Source organism: Flavobacterium sp. P21, from assembly GCF_050632225.1.
Lineage (GTDB): Bacteria > Bacteroidota > Bacteroidia > Flavobacteriales > Flavobacteriaceae > Flavobacterium.
In genome coordinates, this window is the sequence record NZ_CP192585.1 from 2,774,968 (window position 1) to 2,794,895 (window position 19,928).

A 19,928-nucleotide genomic window follows, 5' to 3' on the forward strand; every position below is an offset into this window, starting at 1 on the left:
GCTACTTAATTTTTCGGCGCTGGTTTTTCATCTTCAGGAAGAATAATTTTGTTCAGCTCTGCTTCTTTTTCAGCTCTTTTTTGAGTAGCTTTTCCTTTTCCAATAGGAATTCCGGCAGTAATATACCACGATCTATTGAATTGATTATTTGGGCCGTCGCCTTTCATTACCGTAACTAGGCCATAATAATATTGCACCGTAAAATTAAGTCCGTTTCCAACATTTAAATGATAGCCAAGACCTGCCGCAAGTCCAGCATCAATAACATGAATTTGATCGCGTATATTTCTTTTGTAGATCACATCATCTTTTTCATATTCCGTTTTGAATTCATCAAACGCTTTCGCCAATAAACCAAACTGCGGCCCAGCTTTTACATAAATTCTGTTTTTGAACTGATATTTAATTAAAATAGGAACATTGAAATATCGAATTTCGCGGTTCACACTTCCTCCGGCAAAAGTATTGTCTAGATTTGTGTCACCAGTTGGATAAACTGGAATGCCGTGCGCACCCATAGGAGATTTCACAATTACACCTGTATTAATCATCCAAGCCGGATTTTTCCTTGATCTGAGGTCAAAATAAAATCCAAGATTAAAACCAGGATTAGTTCCGGAAGAATCCATATTTGAAATGGTAGAAAAATTGACGCCACCTTCTAGACCAAATTCCAAAAACTCCGAGTTAAGCTTGTCTCCAAAAATCAAAGAAATCAATACTTGTGACTGTGCCGATGAAATACAAAAGAAAGTGATGACGATGAATAAGCTTTTTTCATATAGAATGAATTACAGTCCAAAACGGTATTGCAAACTTCCTAATACTTGTGTACGGCTAGCCAAGAAACCGCACTCAGCACGAAACATAAAATGTTTGTTGAATTGGTATTGCGATCCAATAATAAAATTCCACATGTCTTTTGGTCTCTTTTGCAGTGAATATTGTACAGAAGAATTTTCAGCTGTGCTTAATGCTCCGTCTAGAGTTGCCAAGAAAGTTCCAGCTCTCTCTAAAGCTCTATCTGCTGTATTATGTTTGGCTATATTAACCGGATTTTTTTGTTCCGCCGGACTTAAGCTATCCCACCAGTTGTCTACTTTAGTCTGGTTTTCAGATACTTTTTGAAGTCCGCTATCTACTTTAGCCTGAGCGGTGCTTAAATCAATAAAATCAGACAAAGGGAGATCGCCATTAGTATCTCCAGAAATATGAACTCTAAAACCTCCAACCCAAAGGGCAATATTCTCATCAGGATTTTTAAATTTAAATGTTTTACCCAATCTAGGGCCGAAAATATAAGAAAATGCAGGTTTATCAAGTGAACTGATATCGGTCCAAGCCATATTCATATCCAGAGCAAGCCATCCGCCTCCAATACCAATTGTTGGGGTCATACCAAGACCAAAAGTTGTGGCGTCAAAATTTGCCCTTGTACTGAAATTGGCAACTTCAGACCAATTGTTATTGGCATCAGGAATCCAAATTCCGGCATTGATTTTAGTAGCAGTATTGGCTTTTCCGAAAATTCCATAAATATTTAAAAAAGGTAACAACCAAATATCTGGTCTAATAGTTAAAGCTGTTGCTTCTACGGAAGATTTATCAAAACGAACGATTTCATCTAAATTATATTGAGGCCCATGATTAAATCCAATATTTAAATCATTGATAACAATTTCAGAATCCTGCCAAAACCAGTTTACTGAAACCCCTGCTGAATAAGGAAGTTTATATCCTTTTTGAGCTACTTTTTCTCCCCATATCGGAAGTGCATAAGGATATTCAGTGGTTTTTAGACTGTCTTTAAGTTGCTCATTGCTTTTGCCTACAATTTTGTTTGTATATACTTGGCCAAAAATCTGAAGGCTGAATAATAATAAAAAGGCTGATATTAGTGTATTACATTTCATTGATTAGAGTGTTTTAAAATTAATTAATTGAACTGCGAAAAATAAATATGTACTAATGTATGTATGGAAATCTTTTTATCTTATCTGCTTATAGGTTAGGTTTTTGTAATTAAAAATTTGGGCTTAATAGATGTTAATTTATGTTAAAGTTAACGAAATTTTCTTACCACTTGCAATATTTTTCTAGAAAGTGTTAATTAAGCTAAAAATAATTTTAGTGTTGTTCTAATCGCCTTTCATTTTTTTACATTTGTCATTATCAGTTATTTGCTTTTTTTGAAAATAAATAGTATTTTTACAGCTATGAAATGGATTGCAATAGTATTATCAATTTATTTGATGGCACTTTCAAATATGCCTTGCGCAGATATGGAAGTGAATAGTGCTATGCATAAGACTGCCCAGTTTTCATCTGAAGCAAATCATTCTCACGATAAGGATAACGATTTGTGTTCTCCATTCTGTGCTTGTAATTGCTGTGGCGCGCAAGTTTTAAGCTACCAATCTGCTGTAGTTTTTGAGTTCCCAAAAACGTACAATCAAATTTCAATTTCTTTACCGAGTTATAATTCTGTTTTTATTTCCGATTTCTACGGAAGTATTTGGCAACCCCCTCAGATAGCATAGTGATTATGCCCATTTCAATGTTTTGAAAATGGGCGAGAGAGTTGTGGACTTTCCACACGTTTACAGACAATTTAATTGTCTAATTTCTCACGTCATTATATATTCAAATGTTAGATAAAATCATTCAGTTTAGTATACGAAACAAATTTGTCATACTATTATTTACCCTTGCGCTCATAGCGTGGGGAAGCTATTCGCTTAAAAAATTGCCGCTTGACGCCTTGCCTGATGTAACCAATAATCAGGTTCAGATTATTACAACTGCACCAACACTAGCAAGTCAGGAAGTCGAACAATTAATTACTTATCCCTTAGAAAGAGCTGTAAAAACAGTTCCGAAAGTAATAGAACTCCGCAGTATTTCTCGTTTCGGATTATCGGTTGTAACCGTTGTTTTTGAAGATGACGTTGATATTTATTGGGCGCGCGAACAGATATTTCAACGCTTAAAACAAGCCGAAGAAAATATTCCAGATTATGTAAATTCTCCAGAATTAGCGCCTATTTCTACAGGTTTAGGAGAAATTTACCAATATGATGTTTACGCCAAAAAAGGCTACGAAAACAAATACAGTGCAATTGAGCTGAGGACTATTCAAGATTGGATTATTATTCCGCAATTGCAGGGAATTACAGGCGTTGCCGAAGTAACTTCTTGGGGCGGAAAACTAAAACAGTTCGAAATTGCTGTGAACCCAAACATGCTTAATAGTTTGGGTGTTACGATTACCGAAATTTTTGATGCTTTAGAGAAAAACAATCAAAACACGGGAGGCGCTTATATTGAAAAAGATCAATATACCTATTTTATTCGCGGTGTCGGAATGGCAAAAGGCATAAAAGACCTTGAAAATGTAGTGGTTAAAAACCGAAACGGATCACCTGTTTTGGTTCGAAATGTAGCGCAGGTGCGCGAAGGAATCGCTTTACGTTACGGAGCATCAACAAAAGACGGAAAAGGAGAAATTGTCTCAGGCATGGTTTTGATGCTGAAAGGAGAAAACTCTAGCGCCGTTGTAAATCGTGTTCACGAAAAAATGGCTCAGATAAACAAAAGTCTTCCCGAAGGAGTTGTTGCCGAAGCTTTTATCGATAGAGGGAAATTGGTAGACAATTCTATTAGAACCGTTGCCAAAAATTTATTAGAAGGAGCTTTAATCGTCATTTTTGTCTTGATTTTATTCTTAGGAAATCTTCGCGCTGGATTGATTGTGGCTTCAGTAATTCCATTGGCAATGCTGTTTGCCGTTATTTTAATGAATGCCTTTGGTGTAAGTGGAAACTTAATGAGCCTTGGTGCCATAGATTTCGGAATTATCGTCGATGGAGCTGTAATTATTGTTGAAGCTACTATGCATCATCTGCAGAAATTCAAAAACAAAAAAGAATTGACGCAGGAAGAAATGGATGCTGAGGTTTACAATTCGGCTTCAAAAATTAGGAACAGTGCGGCTTTTGGAGAAATCATCATTCTTATTGTTTATCTGCCAATTCTCGCTTTGATTGGAACCGAAGGAAAAATGTTCAAACCAATGGCTATGACAGTTGGTTTTGCAATTATTGGCGCATTTATTCTTTCGCTGACTTATATTCCGATGATGAGTGCTTTGTTTCTTTCTAAAAAAACAGAGCATAAGGAAAACTTTAGCGACCGAATGATTGCGTGGCTTGAAAGCCGTTATACACCTTTATTGAAAAAAGCTTTAGAATTTAAAAAAGTGGTTCTTTCCACCGCAATTGCATTATTTGCTTTTGCTTTTATCATTTTCCAGAATATGGGTGGTGAATTTATTCCGACAATTGAAGAAGGGGATTTAGCAATCAACGCAAGCATTATGACAGGAAGTTCGCTTACGCAGATGGTGGAAACATCGACAAAACTTGAACGGATTTTAAAAGCTGAATTTCCAGAAATAAAGACAATTGTGACAAAAATAGGAAGCGGTGAAATTCCAACCGATCCAATGCCGATTGAAAGCGGGGATTTGATTATTGTTTTAAAAGACAAAAAAGAATGGAAAGGCAGATTCCATAATTGGGAGGAAATCGCAAATGCTATGAAAGAAAAAATGGAAGTAATTCCTGGGGTAAATATTGAGATTTCACAGCCGATTCAAATGCGTTTTAACGAATTAATGACAGGAAGCAGATCTGATATTGCAATCAAGATTTTTGGTGACGATTTGGAAGTTCTGGATGCAAAAGCGACAGAATTGATTTCGAAAATAAAAGGAATTGAAGGAATAGGAGATTTAAAAGCCGATAAAGTAACAGGATTACCGCAAATTACCATCAAATACGATTATGATAAAATAGCACTTTACGGATTGAATATTTCAGACATCAATCAAATCATCCGTTCGTCTTTTGCAGGAGAAGTGGCCGGAAAGATTTATGATGAAAGCAAAAGGTTTGATGTTGTGGTACGAATGGATGAAAACAATCGCGGAGATATTACCGATGTCAGCAATTTGTTTATTCCGCTTCCAAATGGCCAGCAAGTACCACTTTCTCAGGTTGCTTCTGTGGAGTACGAACAAGGTCCTGTTCAGGTTATCCGCGAAGACGGAAAACGAAGAATCACTGTCGGATTAAACGTTCGCGGAAGAGATATTAAAAGCGTAGTGGAAGAAATTCAGTTAAAATTGGATAAAAGTTTCCAACTTCCTGCGGGCTATTATGTGACATACGGCGGACAATTTGAAAATCTGATTGAAGCTTCAAAAAGACTTTCTGTCGCTCTGCCTATTGCTTTGGGGCTGATTTTGGTCTTATTGTATTTTACTTTTAAAAGCGCCAAACAAGCTTTGCTAATTTTCAGTGCGATTCCGTTATCGGCCATTGGAGGTGTTTTTGCGCTTTCGCTGAGAGGAATGCCTTTTAGTATTTCGGCAGGAATTGGCTTTATCGCACTGTTCGGAATTGCGGTTTTGAATGGAATTGTTTTGATTTCATATTTCAATCAATTAAAAACAGAAGGTATTTCAGATCCGTTTCAGAGAATTTTGATTGGAACCAAAACACGTTTGCGTCCAGTTTTAATGACCGCGACCGTAGCTTCATTAGGATTTCTTCCAATGGCATTATCCACAAGCGGTGGGGCAGAAGTACAGAAACCTCTAGCAACGGTTGTAATTGGCGGATTAATCTCGGCAACTTTATTGACTTTAATCGTTTTGCCGATTTTGTATTTATTGTTGGAGAGATTTAACCGCAGAGATAATTAGTAAATGAGAAAATTTGATAATTAGATAATTAGATAATTTATTGCTACGTGCAGAAAATAATTTTTCTCGCAGATTAAGCAGATCTGGCAGATTAATTTAAAAAGAAAAAATCTGCTTAATCTGCAAGATCTGCGGGAGGCAAAAATGATAAAAATGAAAAATTTAAAATATAAAAATCAATCGAAAAATTTCTGCTTTAGATGGTTACCCGGATTTCGGTTAATTGCATTTCTACTAGCAGGAACAGCAACATTTGCACAACAATCAATTAGCCTTGAAAAAGCCATAGAACTTGCAAAATCAAACAACATCGACTTGAAAATTGCCGATAAAGAAATCGAAAAACAAACTGTTCTAAAGAAAGCGACTTTTCAGCCAGATCCACTTCAGGTGCAATATCAAGGCGGTCAATTTAATAGTGCCGATTTTGACCATAATGTTTCGGTACAGCAGTTTTTCCCATTAGGAAATATTACAAAAGCCAACCGACAATTGCAGGAAGAATTGGCAAAATTAGCAGAGAAACGAAAAGCTTTGTCTTCTTATGAAATCGAAAAAGCAGTTACATTGGCTTATTACCAATATTTGTATGGGGTTTCAATTCAGAAACTCAATTCAGAATTGAATGATATTTATACGAAATTCCTAAAAAATGCCGAACTGCGTTTTAAAACTGGAGAAAGCGGAAATATTGAAGTTATAAGCGCTAAAGCCAAAGTAAAGGAAATTGAAACCCAGAAAGTACAGTTAGAATACGATCTGGCAATCTATCAGAAACAATTGCAATTTTTCATTCAGACAGATGAAAATATTGTTCCCGACCCAAATACTTCTTTGCAATATACTTTTGAGGAAAGTCAAGAAAATATAAAAGCAGAGACTTTAATGACCGATTTTTACCAACAGCAGATTTCGGTTTACCAAAAAGAAGCGGGAACTTTTAAAGCATTGCGCACGCCCAAGGTTGGTTTGGGGTATTTTGCACAAACCATTAATACCGAATCTCTTTTTCAGGGTTTTACGGCGGGTTTGCAAATTCCGTTGTTTGGTGGCGTAAATACGACGAAAGCCAAAGCGGCTGAAATCAGCATTTCGCAGTCGCAATTGGCTTTAGATAGAAGCAAAATGATGCTGAATTTACAAAGAGAAGAATTGAAAAATAACTTCGAAAAACAGCAGAAAAACTTAGCGTATTTCCAAAATGAAGGATCCCAATATGCCAATCAGATTATTGAAACAGCACAGAAAAGTTATGCAAACGGTGATATGAGTTACTGGTCGTATATCAGTTTTTTAAATCAGGCAATTGATATCAAAAAACAATTTGCAGAAGCAACGCATAGCTATAATCAAAGCGCCATCGAACTTCAATTCCCAACCATCAAAAACAATTAAAAATGAAAAATATATCTAGTTATTTAACCGCAAAGTTCGCAAAGGAATTTACGCAAAGAGCGCAAAGTTTAATTTCCTTGCGTGCCTTGCGTTTTGTCTTTGCGTGCTTTGCGGTTATTTCCATAGCAAGTTGCAATGAAAAGAAAGCAGAAGAACCACAAGAAGAAGAAAAATCTACTACAGAAGTGGCGTTAACTGTTTCTCAATACAAAACAATTGGAATTGAAACAGGAATTGTTGAAGATCGAAATCTTAATAAAGTCATTAAAGCAAATGGTTATACAACAGTTCCTCCGCAAAATTCTGCTGAGGTTTCGACTTTGATTGGCGGAACCGTAAAAGACATTTTTGTTTTGGAAGGAACATTCGTAAACAAAGGAAAAGTTTTGGCGACTATTCAAAATCTAGAAGTAATTGGAATGCAAGAAGACTACCAGTCAGCTATTGCAAATGTGGAATATCTGCAGTTAGAATACAATCGCCAAAAAACATTGAGTGATGAAAATATAAATCCGAGAAAAACTTTTCAGGAAGTAAAAGCCAAATTGGCGACCGAAAGAGCACGCGCGCAGGCGTCAAAAAACAAACTCGATGCTTTGCACGTCAATACAAAAGGAACAACATCTGTTGTGCCAATTGTTTCACCTATAAGTGGTTATGTAGGAAAAATTAATATTGCGAAAGGGGCTTTTGCCAATACAGGAGTTTCACTTTTTGAAGTAACAGATAATAGCCAAATGCATTTGGATTTGAATGTATATGAAAAAGATTTAGGTTCGATTTCGATTGGTCAAGTAATTGATTTTGTACTGACAAATCAGTCAAATAAATCAATTAAAGGAAAAATTTTCGGAATCAATAAATCTTTTTCTAATGAAAGCAAAACTGTTGCTGTTCATGCTAAAATCGATCCTGCTGATGCCAAAGGTTTAATTCCGGGAATGTATGTTTCGGCAAATATCAACATTACCAATGCAACTGTTCCAGCGCTTCCAAAAGATGCAGTTGTCAAAAATGCTGATAAATATTTTGTGTTTGTTCAAGAAGATGAAAAAGCCGAAGAAAAACACGATCATAAAGATGGTGAAAATGAAGAAGTACACGAACAAGAAGTGCATTTTAAAGCCATAGAAGTAATTCCAGGAACAACTGATTTAGGTTTTACCGAAGTGAAGTTTGTAAATGACATTCCGGCCAATGCTAAAATTGTAACAAAAGGTGCATTTTATTTGCTGTCAGCAATGAAAGGCGGAGGAGAGCATTCACACTAATTTTTTTAAGAGGCTAAGGTTCTAAGTTGCTAAGTTGCTGAGTTTTTTATGCTGGAATTAAATTTGCTCGTAAAGGCGCAAAGACGCAGAGTTTTTTATGAAGATTCTATACGATTAATTTGAATTGCCTCCAGCTTTAGCTGGAGGTAAAAAGAGATAATAAGAAAAGGCTTTAGCCAAAATGCTCAAGTATGGCTAAAGCCTACAAATTAGAATTTATTCAACCTCCAGCTAAAGCTGGAGGCAATTGAAGAATAAAATTTGCCACAGATTTAAGAGATTAAAATGATTTTTATTCAGCGCAGATTTAGCAGTTTTTTTTAATCCTTCCAATCCTTTTAATCTGTGGCAAAAAAACTTCGTGTCTTAGTGCCTTTGTGGCAATAAACTTTCCCACAAAATGCTTAAATTTAGAACATTATTTAAACAGAAATTTCAGGTATTAAAGCATGAAACCTGAAACTTGAAACTCAAAAAAATGATACATCAAGATAAAGAAATAAAAAGTACAAAAAATAAAGCCAAACCTTCCTGTCGCTGTTCACATGATGAACCCGTGCATTCTGATAATGACGGACACGATCACGGAGGTCATGATCATGAACACAATGTTGATGGGAGTTGGTTTAAATTGTTTCTGCCTTCGATTATATCTTTTGTTTTACTAATTATCGGAATTGGTTTTGACAACTATTTTCCGCAAGATTGGTTTGCAGGATATGTCAGAATTGCTTGGTATGCAATTGCGTATCTTCCGGTTGGACTTCCCGTTCTTCGAGAAGCTTATGAAAGCATTGTCAAAGGAGACATTTTCTCTGAGTTTTTGCTCATGTGTATTGCGACAATTGGAGCATTTGCGATTGGTGAATATCCCGAAGGTGTTGCTGTTATGCTGTTTTATACGATTGGAGAAACCTTTCAAGGAATGGCAGTTAACAGAGCTAAAACGAGTATTAAAAAACTTTTAGATCAGCGTCCTGATGAGGTGCATATTTTAGAAAACAACGTTGCTGTAAAAGTCAAAGCCAAAGACGTTCAGATTGGAGCTATTATTCAGCTTAAAGCGGGAGAGAAATTAGGATTGGATGGTGAATTGTTATCAGATTCTGCTTCATTCAATACGGCGGCTTTAACGGGTGAAAGCAAACCAGATACAAAAAAGAAAGGAGACACCGTTTTGGCAGGAATGATAAACGGAAACACTATCGTCGAAGTAAAAGTTACAACCGCTTACAGCGACAGCAAATTGTCTAAAATTCTGGAATTGGTACAAAATGCAACAACCAAAAAAGCGCCAGCCGAATTGTTTATCAGAAAGTTTGCTAAAATTTATACACCAATTGTGGTATTTCTTGCTATTGGAATTTGTATAATTCCGATGCTTTTTGTCGATAATTATGTTTTTAGCGACTGGTTGTACCGCGCTTTGGTTTTCTTGGTTATTTCGTGTCCTTGTGCTTTAGTGATTAGCATTCCGTTGGGATATTTTGGCGGAATCGGCGCCGCAAGCAGAAACGGAATCTTGTTTAAAGGCAGTAATTTCCTTGATAGTATCTCGGTAATTCAGAATGTAGTGGTTGACAAAACGGGAACCATGACCGAAGGTGTTTTTAAAGTTCAAGAAGTCATCATAAAACCGGAATTTGATAAAGATGAAATTTTAAAACTAGTCAATGTCTTAGAAAATAAAAGTTCCCATCCTGTTGCAACAGCCATTCATAATCATGTTGGGGCAATTGATTCTTCAATAGAATTAAAAGAAATCGAAGAAATTTCAGGGCACGGATTAAAAGCAGTATATAATGGAAAAGAATTGTTTGTTGGGAATTTTAAACTCTTGGACAAATATTCAATTCCGTATGATATTGATCCATCTTCGATAGTTTATACAACAATTGCAATTGTTTTTGAAGGGAAATATGCTGGATATCTTACAATTGCCGATGAAATTAAAGAGGACGCCAAAGAAACCGTTTCGAAACTAAAATCTTTAGGAGTAAAACTGACTATGTTGAGCGGAGATAAAACCAATGTTGTTCAGTTTGTAGCAGATAAACTCGGAATCGCAAAAGCTTTTGGAGATCTGCTTCCAGAAGACAAAGTCAATAAAGTAAACGAAATTAAAGCCAGAAATGAGACAATCGCTTTTGTAGGCGATGGTGTAAACGATGCGCCAGTAATCGCTTTAAGTACAGTCGGAATTGCAATGGGAGGTTTAGGAAGCGACGCCGCCATAGAAACCGCAGATGTTGTAATTCAAGATGACAAACCAAGCAAAATTGCAATGGCAATCAACATTGGAAAACAAACCAAAAAGATTGTTTGGCAAAATATTACCTTGGCTTTTGCAGTGAAAGCTTTTGTATTAATTCTCGGCGCTGGCGGACTCGCTACAATGTGGGAAGCTGTTTTTGCTGATGTTGGAGTAGCTTTATTGGCAATTTTGAATGCAGTCAGAATTCAGAAGATGAGGTTTTAACTATTTAATGGATTGTATAATATTTTGCCATCTTTCTTCAGAATAAAAGCTTTGAAAATCTTTATTTGCTAATAATTCTTTCTTGTTTAAATCACCTCTAAGATGATTTAGGCTTAAAAAATCTAATGAAATGCTTCTATATTGCTCTTCCTTAATTTGATTGTAAATTTTGGCAAAAAGTATAGAGGCTTCATAATTTTGAGCACTTGACATTCCTCCTAAAATCATAGAAGCATTATTGTAATCATCATATACTTTTTGGTACTCTTTAGTGATATAATGCTTTTTAGCTTCCTTGATCAGATTTAATGTCTTTTCAGTATCTTTTTTGTCTTTGTTTAAGGCTTCTTCCGCTTTTGGTAGCGAATACTGAAAACCATAATTTAATGCATAAATTTTTAATGGAAGAAGACCAAAAGAGGCTCTTCTTTCATCGACTTTAGTTTCATTTAAAATACCTCTAAAACTGGAAGCTTTTCCGTTGTGAGTCCAATTTACTTGAGTTCCGTAAAGTTGTTTGTAATTAAGATTACATTGTACCCGATCATATAAAAAAGCATAATTTTCCATATCAATTTCGTTTGTTCCAATTAGCTTGTGCATTGCATTTAAAGCTTTTTTTGAAAAAAATATCTTGGTCAGCGTGTTGTACAATCAGCCACAAATTATTAGAGCCGTCTTTTCCTATTTCGCTTATTTTTGGCCAGCCGTATTTCTTGATAATCTCTTTCGCCTGAGTAAGATTTTTAAAATCCAGTTCATTGATTTGTTGTTGGAGATTTGCTAATTGATTGGGATCAGAAGTTTGAATTTTTAAATACCGAATTCTTTGATCTTGAATTGTCATTGCATTAATTTGTCTGCGGAGTTCTGGTAGTTTTATTGTTTTTTCAAATTGTTTTTCATTTTTAAAAGCACGTTCTGTTATTGCTTCCCATTCTTTTTTATAATTGCTTCTTAGAAAATCAAAATAAGGATCAATTGAAAGCGCTTCGGCTTCAGTCCAGCCCTTATCAAGAGCAATGTTTAAATATTCAAACGCTTTACTTTTATTTTCGTTCAAAGCATAAACACTTGATGCTTTATATGCATTTAAAGCATTTGGCGGTTGTATTGAAAAAGCGTTTTCGAAATTTTCTATGGCATTTTTAGAATCCTTTTGAAGATGGAATAAAGAAGCCTTCGCAATTAGTTCTTCATAGGTATAATTTGTCTGTGCTTTAGAATTATAAAAGCTAGAAAAGAGTACAAATACAAGCAAAAACGGTTTCATATACTTCAAAAACATAATGCGAAATATTTAGAAGGATGAAAATACAAATTTTATAATTAGGTGATTGATATTTAATGTGTTAAAAATAAAAGCCCTTTCCGAAAATTGAAAAGGGCTTAACAGATTTGTAATTAATTGGGGCAAAAAGACAAATCATTTTTGTTGCTGTTATTTTGGCATTTCCGGAATTATGATTCTTCTGGTCGGCGTGCTTAACGTTTCGATGAAAGCCAGTAAATCGGTGATTTCTTCTTTATTTAAATCTAGTTTTCTCAACATAGGATCTGCTTTTGGAATCAGAGAATCTCTTGCTGTCCCTAGATATTTCTTTTGAACAGGGGAAGGATTTCCTAAATTATAAAGTTCGACAACATCTAATAAAGTTGGAAAATGTCCGTGATGCATCCACGGTTTTGTGTTTACAACCTCGCGAAGTGTAGGTGTTCTGAATTTGCCAATATCTTTTACATCTTTGGTGACATTGTAACGACCGAAATCTTCATTTTTTGTTCCGAATAAAGTCTGTCCGTCATTATGAAACTGATTGTCGCTGAAATAAGGCGTATTATGGCAATTGATGCATTGTGCTTTGGTTCTGAATAAATGCAAGCCTTTTACTTGAGAATCAGTAAATACATCTGCTTTTCCGCTTACAAACTGATCAAATTTGCTTTTCGGACTATTGATTGATCTTTCGAAAGTAGCAATGGCATATTGAATGCGTTCTAAAGTTACTTTTTTGTCTCCAAAAGCTTCTGTAAATAAGGAATTATAGCCTTTAATTTTGGCAATTTTATCAACTGCAATTGTCAATTTTTCATTCATTTCTAAAGGATCCTGAACAGGAAATTGCGCCTGATCTTCTAAACTTTTAGCTCTTCCGTCCCAAAATAAAGAAGTGGCATACGCCGAGTTCAAAATCGTCATTGAATTGCGTTTTCCTGTTTGTCTGTCATGTCCAAAGGGACGTGTTAAATTATCTGTCCAGCCCAATTCAGGATTATGGCAGGAAGCACAGGCAATTTGTCCGCTTCGAGATAATCTCGGATCAAAAAATAGAATCTTTCCCAAACTCTCTTTTTCCTTAGAATATGGATTGTAAGCAGGATATGGAACATCTGGAAGCACGCCAATATCTTGAAATTTAGATTTATCGATACTTTCATTCAATTCTGCGACTGGCCATTTTGATGAATCACCACTGGAATACAGTTTTCGTAATTCCTGAATATCGATGTAATCTGGTTCTTCGGCAGTTTTATAAGCCGATAATCCCAACAGGAATACGATTGGTAAGATTAGTTTTTTCATTTTTTTGATTTGTTTCAGGTTTCAAGTTTCAAGTTTTGTAGCAACCTGAAACTTGAAACCTTTATATTTTACACTCCAAAAGCTTTGTCAAAGTTTTAAACTTTGACAAAGCTTAAGCGCCATCAACCATCAACAGTTAACCATCAACCATAATTTTAAAGATCTTTCTCTTTAGGACAGTCAATCGTTAACGCAAGCAGTTTTCGGATAGGTTTTGTTATTGTACATTTTGTATTGCGCTGTAACGGTTCCGCCAAAAAGTTTGTCGTTTGTTAGTTTCAATTCAAAAACAATTTCAAACAAACCGGCACTGATTTCTTTATAAGTTCCAGAGCCTGAAATCGCAATGCTATAACTGTTTTTATTTGTTCCTGCGATTGTAATGTATTGCGGAATTACCAAGACATTTCCGTTTGTTTTGCTGTTTCCATTTGCTGGGAAAAATTCCAAAGCCGATGTAATATTAAATCCGGGAGAACTAGCCGATGCCGTCGCTTCATTACTAAACCATCTTTTTAAATTGAATGAATTTGTAGTATTGGTTCCTGTTGCAACATTGAATCCAATTCGGAATGCATCATGATAAACATCATCATTTGGGTTTGCAGTTCCTTTATCGCTGTATAAAATGGCATTTTCGTGGTCTTTTGTAACTACAACCGGATAAGTAAACGCATTATACGCCTGCCATGCACAAGTACCGCTTTTGTCAAACCAAGTTTCTCCATAAGTCAGGTAAAATTGATTGGATAAATCATAGAATTTTGAAGCAGGATTTGCATTTACATCTCGTGTCGATTTTATAGGTTTTACAATCTGAAGAATGGTATTTCCCGTTGCATTGTAATTTCCCGCATTTACTAATGAAATAGAAGATTCATAATAAACATCGTCATTTTGAATATTCTCTAAAAGCGTTAAATGATACGTAACCGAATTTGTACTTTTACTAAAATCATCATGAGTCAAAGAATAATTAAATCCGTTTAAGAACTTAAAGATTTCCAAATTTTCTAATTCAGAGGCAAAAAATCCGTTTGGAAAATTCACTTTAAAGTCAATCGTTTCCCCAACTTCGCCTTTGATTATATACTGCGAAACAGGAAAAGTGTAATTTGTCTTAATGGTTCCTAACTCAATTTTAAACGAATCATTTGGATATTCTGAATTCAGATTTCCAATGTGAATTTCTGGATCGGATACCGTTTCTAATTTCAAAGTAATATTTTGATTTTCTTTCCATCTTTTATCAAAAGAAACAAAAATAGTATCTGTCAATTTGTTTCCCTGAAACACTAATTCATTAACCGGATTTACAGTAAAACTTTCATTATCACCCGTTGATGAAACAGAACTGAAATTTGCCGTTACCGTATTTTTTAATGAGCGTGTTGTCAATGCTACAGGAACTTTTAAGGTTTTAACCGAATTGTTGACATAACTCGATTGCGCTATCAAACCTCCATTTACCGCAGGATATTCCAATGGTGTATTATCACTTTTAACTTGAAAGTTAAATCTCAAATGCGGTTCTATTTCAGAACCCAATTTATAATCGTCTTTTGAACAGGAAGCCAATAACAATGCTAGACCTGCTATGCGGAGTATCTTAATAGGATTCATTTTGCTGTAAGTTTTCATTAAGATTAATATTAAAAAGAGGTATTGGCAACACATATTTTGGCGACGGATAACTCAGACTGCAAACAGTTGAAATACAGCCGTCATTTCTTGAAATTCCTTTATGATTTCGCGCCAAGTCAAAGAATAAATGGCCCTCAAAGCAAAGCTCTTTTCTGCGTTCTAGGAGAATATCTTCTTTTAAATTAGTTGTATTGGTCAATAATGTGGCTTTTGCACGAGCACGAATCGTATTGACATCTGCCATTGCAAGATCAGGTTTGTTGTTTTCCAGCGCGGCTTCTGCACGAATTAAGTACATTTCGCTTATTCTAAAAGCAACATAACCTGCATTATCCTGAAATTTTCGGGTAAAGTTGTAATTAACAGGAACGAGTACACCATTAACCAAAGTCGAAAGATTTACGCTAATAAATAATTGTTTTCTTAAATCAGTGTTTTCGTAAAGATTGTACAAATCATTTGATGCGACATAATTGGCATAAGTGGTTTCGTTAACACCAAAATAACTTGACATTGATGATGTTATAGTACTTTCGGAGTCTTTTGGAACTGAAAATTCTAAAAGTGCTTCAGAAGTTGGAAGATCTGGCTGTGTCCATTGCGTAACAAAATCAGCAGTATTTACTAAGGCAACACCTGAATTTGTAATCACATCGTTTGCTGTATCATAAGCATTTGTCCAGTCTCTTTTGTACAAATAAACTCTTGCCAATAGTGCTTTTGTATTATTTCTGTTGAAATAAGAATAAGTTGGTCCAGTCATTAATGAAGCGTCGGAATAATTCGAAATGGCTGTTTTTAAATCTTCAATAATATAAGAATAGGTTGTGGCAAGTGTTTCTCTTTTCGGGTATTTGAGCCCGGCTTTTATAGATTCTTTGTTGTAAACAATTCCTAAATGTGAGGCATCTGGTGTATAGCTATAATTTTGGCTGTAAACTTGTGCTAAAAGAAAATGTGCATAAGCTCTGATTGTCAAAGCTTCAGCCTTTATCTGATTCTTCTCAGTTTCAGAGGCATCTGTAAGTTTAGGAGTATATTCTAGAATTAGATTAGCTTGATTAATAATGTCATAACTGTCGTCATAGAACGATTTAAAATTGCTGTTTTCCGCAGTATCTTCAAAAGAATATAATTCTCGGACATTAAGTGCAGGCGAAATCTGGCCTCTGCTACTTCCTGATGAAGTTGGCGTAAATTTGATATTACCTCCCTGCAAATCAGAATAAGCGACAAAACGATCGCTTCTTACATTGGCTTCAACTTCTGTGTAAAGTCCTTTCAAAGCTTTTAAAGTGCCTTCTTTGTTTTGCAGAAGTTCATCGATAGAAGTTTGAGTTCCTGGTTCCTGCTCTAGAAAATCACTGCAACTTTGCAATGAAAAAATCAGGATTGCTATTGTGATATATTTTAAATAATTCATAGTCTTAAAATTTTGCATTAACACCAAGTGAAATTGTTCGTGCCTGTGGATATGTAAAGCTGAATTCTCGAATTCCGTTCATTCCTTTTGGACTTTTTTCTTTATACCAATACATCACATTTGTTGCATCTGCAAAGACAGAAAGAGTATCGAGGAAAATATTTTTGATTGGAACATTATAGCTTAAATTGATATTGCTTATTCTGAAATAAGTAGCATCATAAACATATTTGCTGAGATTTGCCGTTACTTGCGAATTTGTAACTGCCGACTGTGAAACGATATCACCTGGATTTCGCCAATGATCATCAGCATTTACTGAAAGATTTCGGTTGATAGTATTTGAATATTTGTCAATAAGAACATCAGGAGCAAAGAAATCACCGCCAAACTGAAAATCTCCTCTAATAGCCAAAATTAACTTGTCGAAGAACGTAAAATTGTTATAAAATCCTCCGTATGCCTTTGCCTGAGTATCACCAATAGGTTCCCAATCAGCCACAGTGTATAAAGATCGATAAGTTACTAGGTCATAAATTTTGCCATTTTTTGTTACCAAATCTCTTCCTGTTGCAGGATCAACGCCAACCCATTTTATTCCCCATACCGTGGTTGAACTGTAGCCGATTTTTGTGCCAAAGCCAGTTCGGCAGTAGAGTAGTCGCTTCCTAGACCTTTTAGGTCCGTAACTTTGCTGTCTACAGTAGAAATATTGAATGATGTTGTCCATTTAAAAGCGTTGCTTTTTGCCCATTTTATGCGGGTTGTAAGCTCAACTCCTTGATTATACATACTTGCGGCGTTTAACTGAATAGAACTGTAACCGCTTTCTGTAGGGATATCTCGGGTTGTAATTAAATCACTTTTGTTGTCATAAAAGTATTCCAATGAAAGTTCCACTCGGCCAAAAAAATTAAAATCGATTCCGGCGTTGAATTTGGTGTTTTTTCCCAGCTTAGATCGCCGTTTGGCGCTGTACCTGTTGTTGCACCAGAACCTCCGTTATAATTGTTTTGCGCAATATTATATAGACCTTTTGAGCGGTAAGAACCAATTCTTGAATTTCCTGTAGTACCATAACTCGTTTTTAGTTTCAAGAAATCAATCCACGAACTTCCATTAAGAAAATTTTCATTGCTTATGATCCAGCTCGCTCCGGCACCGCCATTATTGGCAATATCACTATCATCGCCAAAAACAGAACTCTGATCGCGACGGAAATTAGCCAATAAAAAATAACGTTTTTTATAGTTGTAATTTAGCTGAGAGAACAATGAAACTCTTGAATTATAGCTAATTTCTCCTCCGTAAGTCTGATTTGCTGTACGTTCATCAATTGAAGCCGTTGCTGGATTGTCATCTCTTAAAGCATTAGAAACCGGATTAATAACATACGGATTAACAAAACCAACTCCAGATTGATAACTAAAATCGGTTTTATCTTCAGAAAGTTCAAAACCTACAACACCATCAATTGCATGATTTTCTGTAAGCTGTTTTTCAAATAAGGCTTGTCCTTGCCAGTTCCATTTTTTAGCATGTCTTTCATTAATAAGTCGGCGTCCCCATCTTGGATAGGTGATATTGTCTAACGTAAAAGTTCCCGGAAGCTGACCGCTTTCATTTAGTGCCGAAAAATAACGATCTTGATCTTTTTTTGCATAATCCATACCAAAAAGAGAAGCAAATCGAATCGCATTACTAAGTTTGTATGAAACACTCAAACTTCCTAAAAGGCCATACGTTTGGGCTTCATTTTTATTTTGTTCTATAGCCGCAAGCGGATTGCCACGCATCATACCGCTGACGCCCAGTGTAGAGTAAGATCCATCTTCATTATAAGGTGAAAGAGTAGGAAGATAGGCAAAAGAATAAAAGATATTTGGAGCATCTTTTTGAATAAAACTCGGATTCAGCATTAAATTAATATCCAGTTTTCCAGAGCTGTAGCCCAGATTAATACCCGCATTAAGCTGTTTGGTGTTATTTCCCATTTGCGGTTCATCAATTTTTGTATAACTGATGTTGTCGTGATAAGAAAATTTTGATGTTGCGCCTGATACATTAAAATTATATTTGTTATAAATACCAGCTCTGTTTAACAAACCGAACCAATCAGTATTTACCCCATTGTAAGTTGCAGGAACAAAGTTAGTTGTCGTATTTTTTAAAAACTCGTTTCGAAGTTCGGTATATTGTTCCCCATTCAAGTATTTTATCTGATTAATGGCAGACGAAACCCCAAGCTGATTGGAGAAACCAAATTGCATTTTCCCTTTTTTCCTTTTTTTGTTGTAATCAGAATAACTCCATTGGCACCATCGGCACCATAAATACCAACAGTCATGCAGATCTTTCAAAATAGAAATCGTTTCAATATTTTCAGGAGCAATTTTCATTAACGGATTACCAAAGCTTTCCGTAAAATCGCCGTTTCCGCTAAAATAAGCACTGTCAATTCCGTATTCTTCACCCATAATAACACCGTCAACAATAATAAGTGGTTGTGTTGAAGTTCCCGTTTTTGCTCCGGTTAAGGAAGGCAAAGTTCCTTGTCCGCGAATATTAATCTTCACCGGACCACCAACTCCTGAAGTATTTTCGACTAAAACTCCGGCAACTTGTCCGGTAATCATTTTGTCTATAGATTCAGAGGCTTGTTCTACCGCAATATCTTTTGAATTTAGAGTAGAAATCGATCCAACAATTTCTTCTTTTAATTTTTTAGTCCCATAAGATGAGGTGATTACAACCGGATTAAGCTCATCTGTTGCTTCTTCAAGATAAAAAGTAAACTCTTTTTTGTTGTTTGCTTTTTGAAATTGCGTCTGCATTCCTAAATAGGAAACTTCAAGCACGATATCATCAATATTATTTCCATTTAACTGATAAACAAATTTTCCGTTAAAATCGGTTATAGCGCCCATTCCCGTATCTTTTATGCGAATGGTTGCACCCGGAAGTGGCATTTTGTCTTTTGCGCCAAAAACAGTTCCGTGTATCACTCTTTCTGTCTCCTTGCCATTTGAATCTAAAGCTTCTTTAGAATCAGTGCTTGTCAATAAAACTTGTTTTTTCTGAATGTAAAACGAAATGTTTTTGTTTTTTAATAATTGCTTAAGAGCTGTTTCTAAAGTTGCATTATTTACATCCAAGTCGGCTAATTGTTCGGCATCGATTTTTCGTGCATTATAAATTATCCTAAAATCGCTTTGCTCTTCAATCGTTTTGATAATTAGGCTTATAGGTTTGTTTTTGGCATGTATTGTTATTAATTTATTTTGTGAAAATCCTTTAAAAATAGATATAAAGAGAGCTAAGAAAAACAGAATTTTTCTTGAAGCAGGGTGTGCCGTAAATGTCAT

At 35.4% G+C, this 19,928-nt stretch carries 15 protein-coding genes; 5 read left to right on the forward strand and 10 right to left on the reverse strand.

The annotated features are described in order from the left end of the window. Nucleotides 1-5 precede the first annotated feature (5 nt). Nucleotides 6-788: a porin family protein gene (locus ACQ9BO_RS13785; RefSeq protein WP_431245119.1), complete on the reverse strand. Its 783-nt coding sequence runs from the start codon at nucleotides 786-788 to the stop codon at nucleotides 6-8. 3 nt (nucleotides 789-791) lie between these two features. Next, nucleotides 792-1,913 (reverse strand): hypothetical protein, encoded by a 1,122-nt coding sequence (locus ACQ9BO_RS13790; RefSeq protein WP_431241184.1) that lies wholly within the window; start codon nucleotides 1,911-1,913, stop codon nucleotides 792-794. Nucleotides 1,914-2,216: 303 nt separating this feature from the next. Here ACQ9BO_RS13790 and ACQ9BO_RS13795 point away from each other — a divergent pair, with 303 nt between their 5' ends. The 5 genes from ACQ9BO_RS13795 to ACQ9BO_RS13815 all read left to right on the forward strand — a co-directional run bounded on the left by ACQ9BO_RS13795 (nucleotide 2,217) and on the right by ACQ9BO_RS13815 (nucleotide 10,912). Continuing rightward, nucleotides 2,217-2,540: a DUF6660 family protein gene (locus ACQ9BO_RS13795; protein WP_431241185.1), complete on the forward strand. Its 324-nt coding sequence runs from the start codon at nucleotides 2,217-2,219 to the stop codon at nucleotides 2,538-2,540. A 107-nt stretch (nucleotides 2,541-2,647) separates the two neighbouring features. Then, nucleotides 2,648-5,767: an efflux RND transporter permease subunit gene (locus ACQ9BO_RS13800; RefSeq protein WP_431241186.1), complete on the forward strand. Its 3,120-nt coding sequence runs from the start codon at nucleotides 2,648-2,650 to the stop codon at nucleotides 5,765-5,767. 153 nt (nucleotides 5,768-5,920) lie between these two features. Next, nucleotides 5,921-7,162 (forward strand): TolC family protein, encoded by a 1,242-nt coding sequence (locus ACQ9BO_RS13805; RefSeq protein WP_431241187.1) that lies wholly within the window; start codon nucleotides 5,921-5,923, stop codon nucleotides 7,160-7,162. A gap of 2 nt (nucleotides 7,163-7,164) precedes the next feature. Next, a complete protein-coding gene (locus ACQ9BO_RS13810) occupies nucleotides 7,165-8,433 on the forward strand; it encodes an efflux RND transporter periplasmic adaptor subunit (RefSeq protein ID WP_431241188.1) in 1,269 nt (422 codons plus the stop codon). Nucleotides 8,434-8,911: 478 nt separating this feature from the next. After that, on the forward strand, nucleotides 8,912-10,912 hold the full coding sequence (locus tag ACQ9BO_RS13815; RefSeq protein WP_431241189.1) for a heavy metal translocating P-type ATPase: 2,001 nt from the start codon (nucleotides 8,912-8,914) through the stop codon (nucleotides 10,910-10,912). Here the strand turns inward: ACQ9BO_RS13815 and ACQ9BO_RS13820 are convergent, their stop codons facing one another. From ACQ9BO_RS13820 to ACQ9BO_RS13855, 8 genes are all read right to left on the reverse strand, one after another. Then, the gene (locus ACQ9BO_RS13820; protein ID WP_431241190.1) at nucleotides 10,913-11,515 is read right to left on the reverse strand and encodes a DUF6624 domain-containing protein; all 603 of its coding nucleotides are present in this window, start codon (nucleotides 11,513-11,515) and stop codon (nucleotides 10,913-10,915) included. Beyond that, entirely contained in the window at nucleotides 11,484-12,200 is a 717-nt protein-coding gene (locus ACQ9BO_RS13825) for a DUF6624 domain-containing protein (protein ID WP_431241191.1), read from the reverse strand. Before ACQ9BO_RS13825 ends, ACQ9BO_RS13820 begins: the two co-directional genes overlap by 32 nt. Nucleotides 12,201-12,353: 153 nt before the next feature. Continuing rightward, nucleotides 12,354-13,496, reverse strand: coding sequence for a cytochrome-c peroxidase (locus ACQ9BO_RS13830; RefSeq protein WP_431241192.1), 1,143 nt, complete (start codon nucleotides 13,494-13,496; stop codon nucleotides 12,354-12,356). A gap of 180 nt (nucleotides 13,497-13,676) precedes the next feature. Then, entirely contained in the window at nucleotides 13,677-15,137 is a 1,461-nt protein-coding gene (locus ACQ9BO_RS13835; RefSeq protein WP_431241193.1) for a hypothetical protein, read from the reverse strand. Continuing rightward, a complete protein-coding gene (locus ACQ9BO_RS13840) occupies nucleotides 15,106-16,563 on the reverse strand; it encodes a RagB/SusD family nutrient uptake outer membrane protein (protein WP_431241194.1) in 1,458 nt (485 codons plus the stop codon). The genes ACQ9BO_RS13835 and ACQ9BO_RS13840 overlap by 32 nt, the downstream gene beginning before the upstream one ends. 4 nt (nucleotides 16,564-16,567) lie before the next feature. Next, nucleotides 16,568-17,122 (reverse strand): hypothetical protein, encoded by a 555-nt coding sequence (locus tag ACQ9BO_RS13845; RefSeq protein ID WP_431241195.1) that lies wholly within the window; start codon nucleotides 17,120-17,122, stop codon nucleotides 16,568-16,570. A 35-nt stretch (nucleotides 17,123-17,157) separates the two neighbouring features. Further along, a complete protein-coding gene (locus tag ACQ9BO_RS13850; protein WP_431241196.1) occupies nucleotides 17,158-17,451 on the reverse strand; it encodes a hypothetical protein in 294 nt (97 codons plus the stop codon). Next, complete coding sequence (locus ACQ9BO_RS13855) at nucleotides 17,418-19,928, reverse strand: carboxypeptidase-like regulatory domain-containing protein (protein WP_431241197.1); 2,511 nt, start codon at nucleotides 19,926-19,928, stop codon at nucleotides 17,418-17,420. Before ACQ9BO_RS13855 ends, ACQ9BO_RS13850 begins: the two co-directional genes overlap by 34 nt.

What these genes read in the sequence shown, in the direction of transcription:
- ACQ9BO_RS13810 (WP_431241188.1), top strand. Translation starts at nt 7,165, where the DNA reads ATGAAAAATATATCTAGTTATTTAACCGCAAAGTTCGCAAAGGAATTT.
- ACQ9BO_RS13800 (WP_431241186.1), top strand. Translation starts at nt 2,648, where the DNA reads ATGTTAGATAAAATCATTCAGTTTAGTATACGAAACAAATTTGTCATA.
- ACQ9BO_RS13820 (WP_431241190.1), bottom strand. Translation starts at nt 11,515, where the DNA reads ATGCACAAGCTAATTGGAACAAACGAAATTGATATGGAAAATTATGCT.
- ACQ9BO_RS13855 (WP_431241197.1), bottom strand. Translation starts at nt 19,928, where the DNA reads ATGACATTTACGGCACACCCTGCTTCAAGAAAAATTCTGTTTTTCTTA.
- ACQ9BO_RS13815 (WP_431241189.1), top strand. Translation starts at nt 8,912, where the DNA reads ATGATACATCAAGATAAAGAAATAAAAAGTACAAAAAATAAAGCCAAA.
- ACQ9BO_RS13795 (WP_431241185.1), top strand. Translation starts at nt 2,217, where the DNA reads ATGAAATGGATTGCAATAGTATTATCAATTTATTTGATGGCACTTTCA.
- ACQ9BO_RS13830 (WP_431241192.1), bottom strand. Translation starts at nt 13,496, where the DNA reads ATGAAAAAACTAATCTTACCAATCGTATTCCTGTTGGGATTATCGGCT.
- ACQ9BO_RS13790 (WP_431241184.1), bottom strand. Translation starts at nt 1,913, where the DNA reads ATGAAATGTAATACACTAATATCAGCCTTTTTATTATTATTCAGCCTT.
- ACQ9BO_RS13835 (WP_431241193.1), bottom strand. Translation starts at nt 15,137, where the DNA reads ATGAAAACTTACAGCAAAATGAATCCTATTAAGATACTCCGCATAGCA.
- ACQ9BO_RS13840 (WP_431241194.1), bottom strand. Translation starts at nt 16,563, where the DNA reads ATGAATTATTTAAAATATATCACAATAGCAATCCTGATTTTTTCATTG.
- ACQ9BO_RS13805 (WP_431241187.1), top strand. Translation starts at nt 5,921, where the DNA reads ATGAAAAATTTAAAATATAAAAATCAATCGAAAAATTTCTGCTTTAGA.
- ACQ9BO_RS13825 (WP_431241191.1), bottom strand. Translation starts at nt 12,200, where the DNA reads ATGTTTTTGAAGTATATGAAACCGTTTTTGCTTGTATTTGTACTCTTT.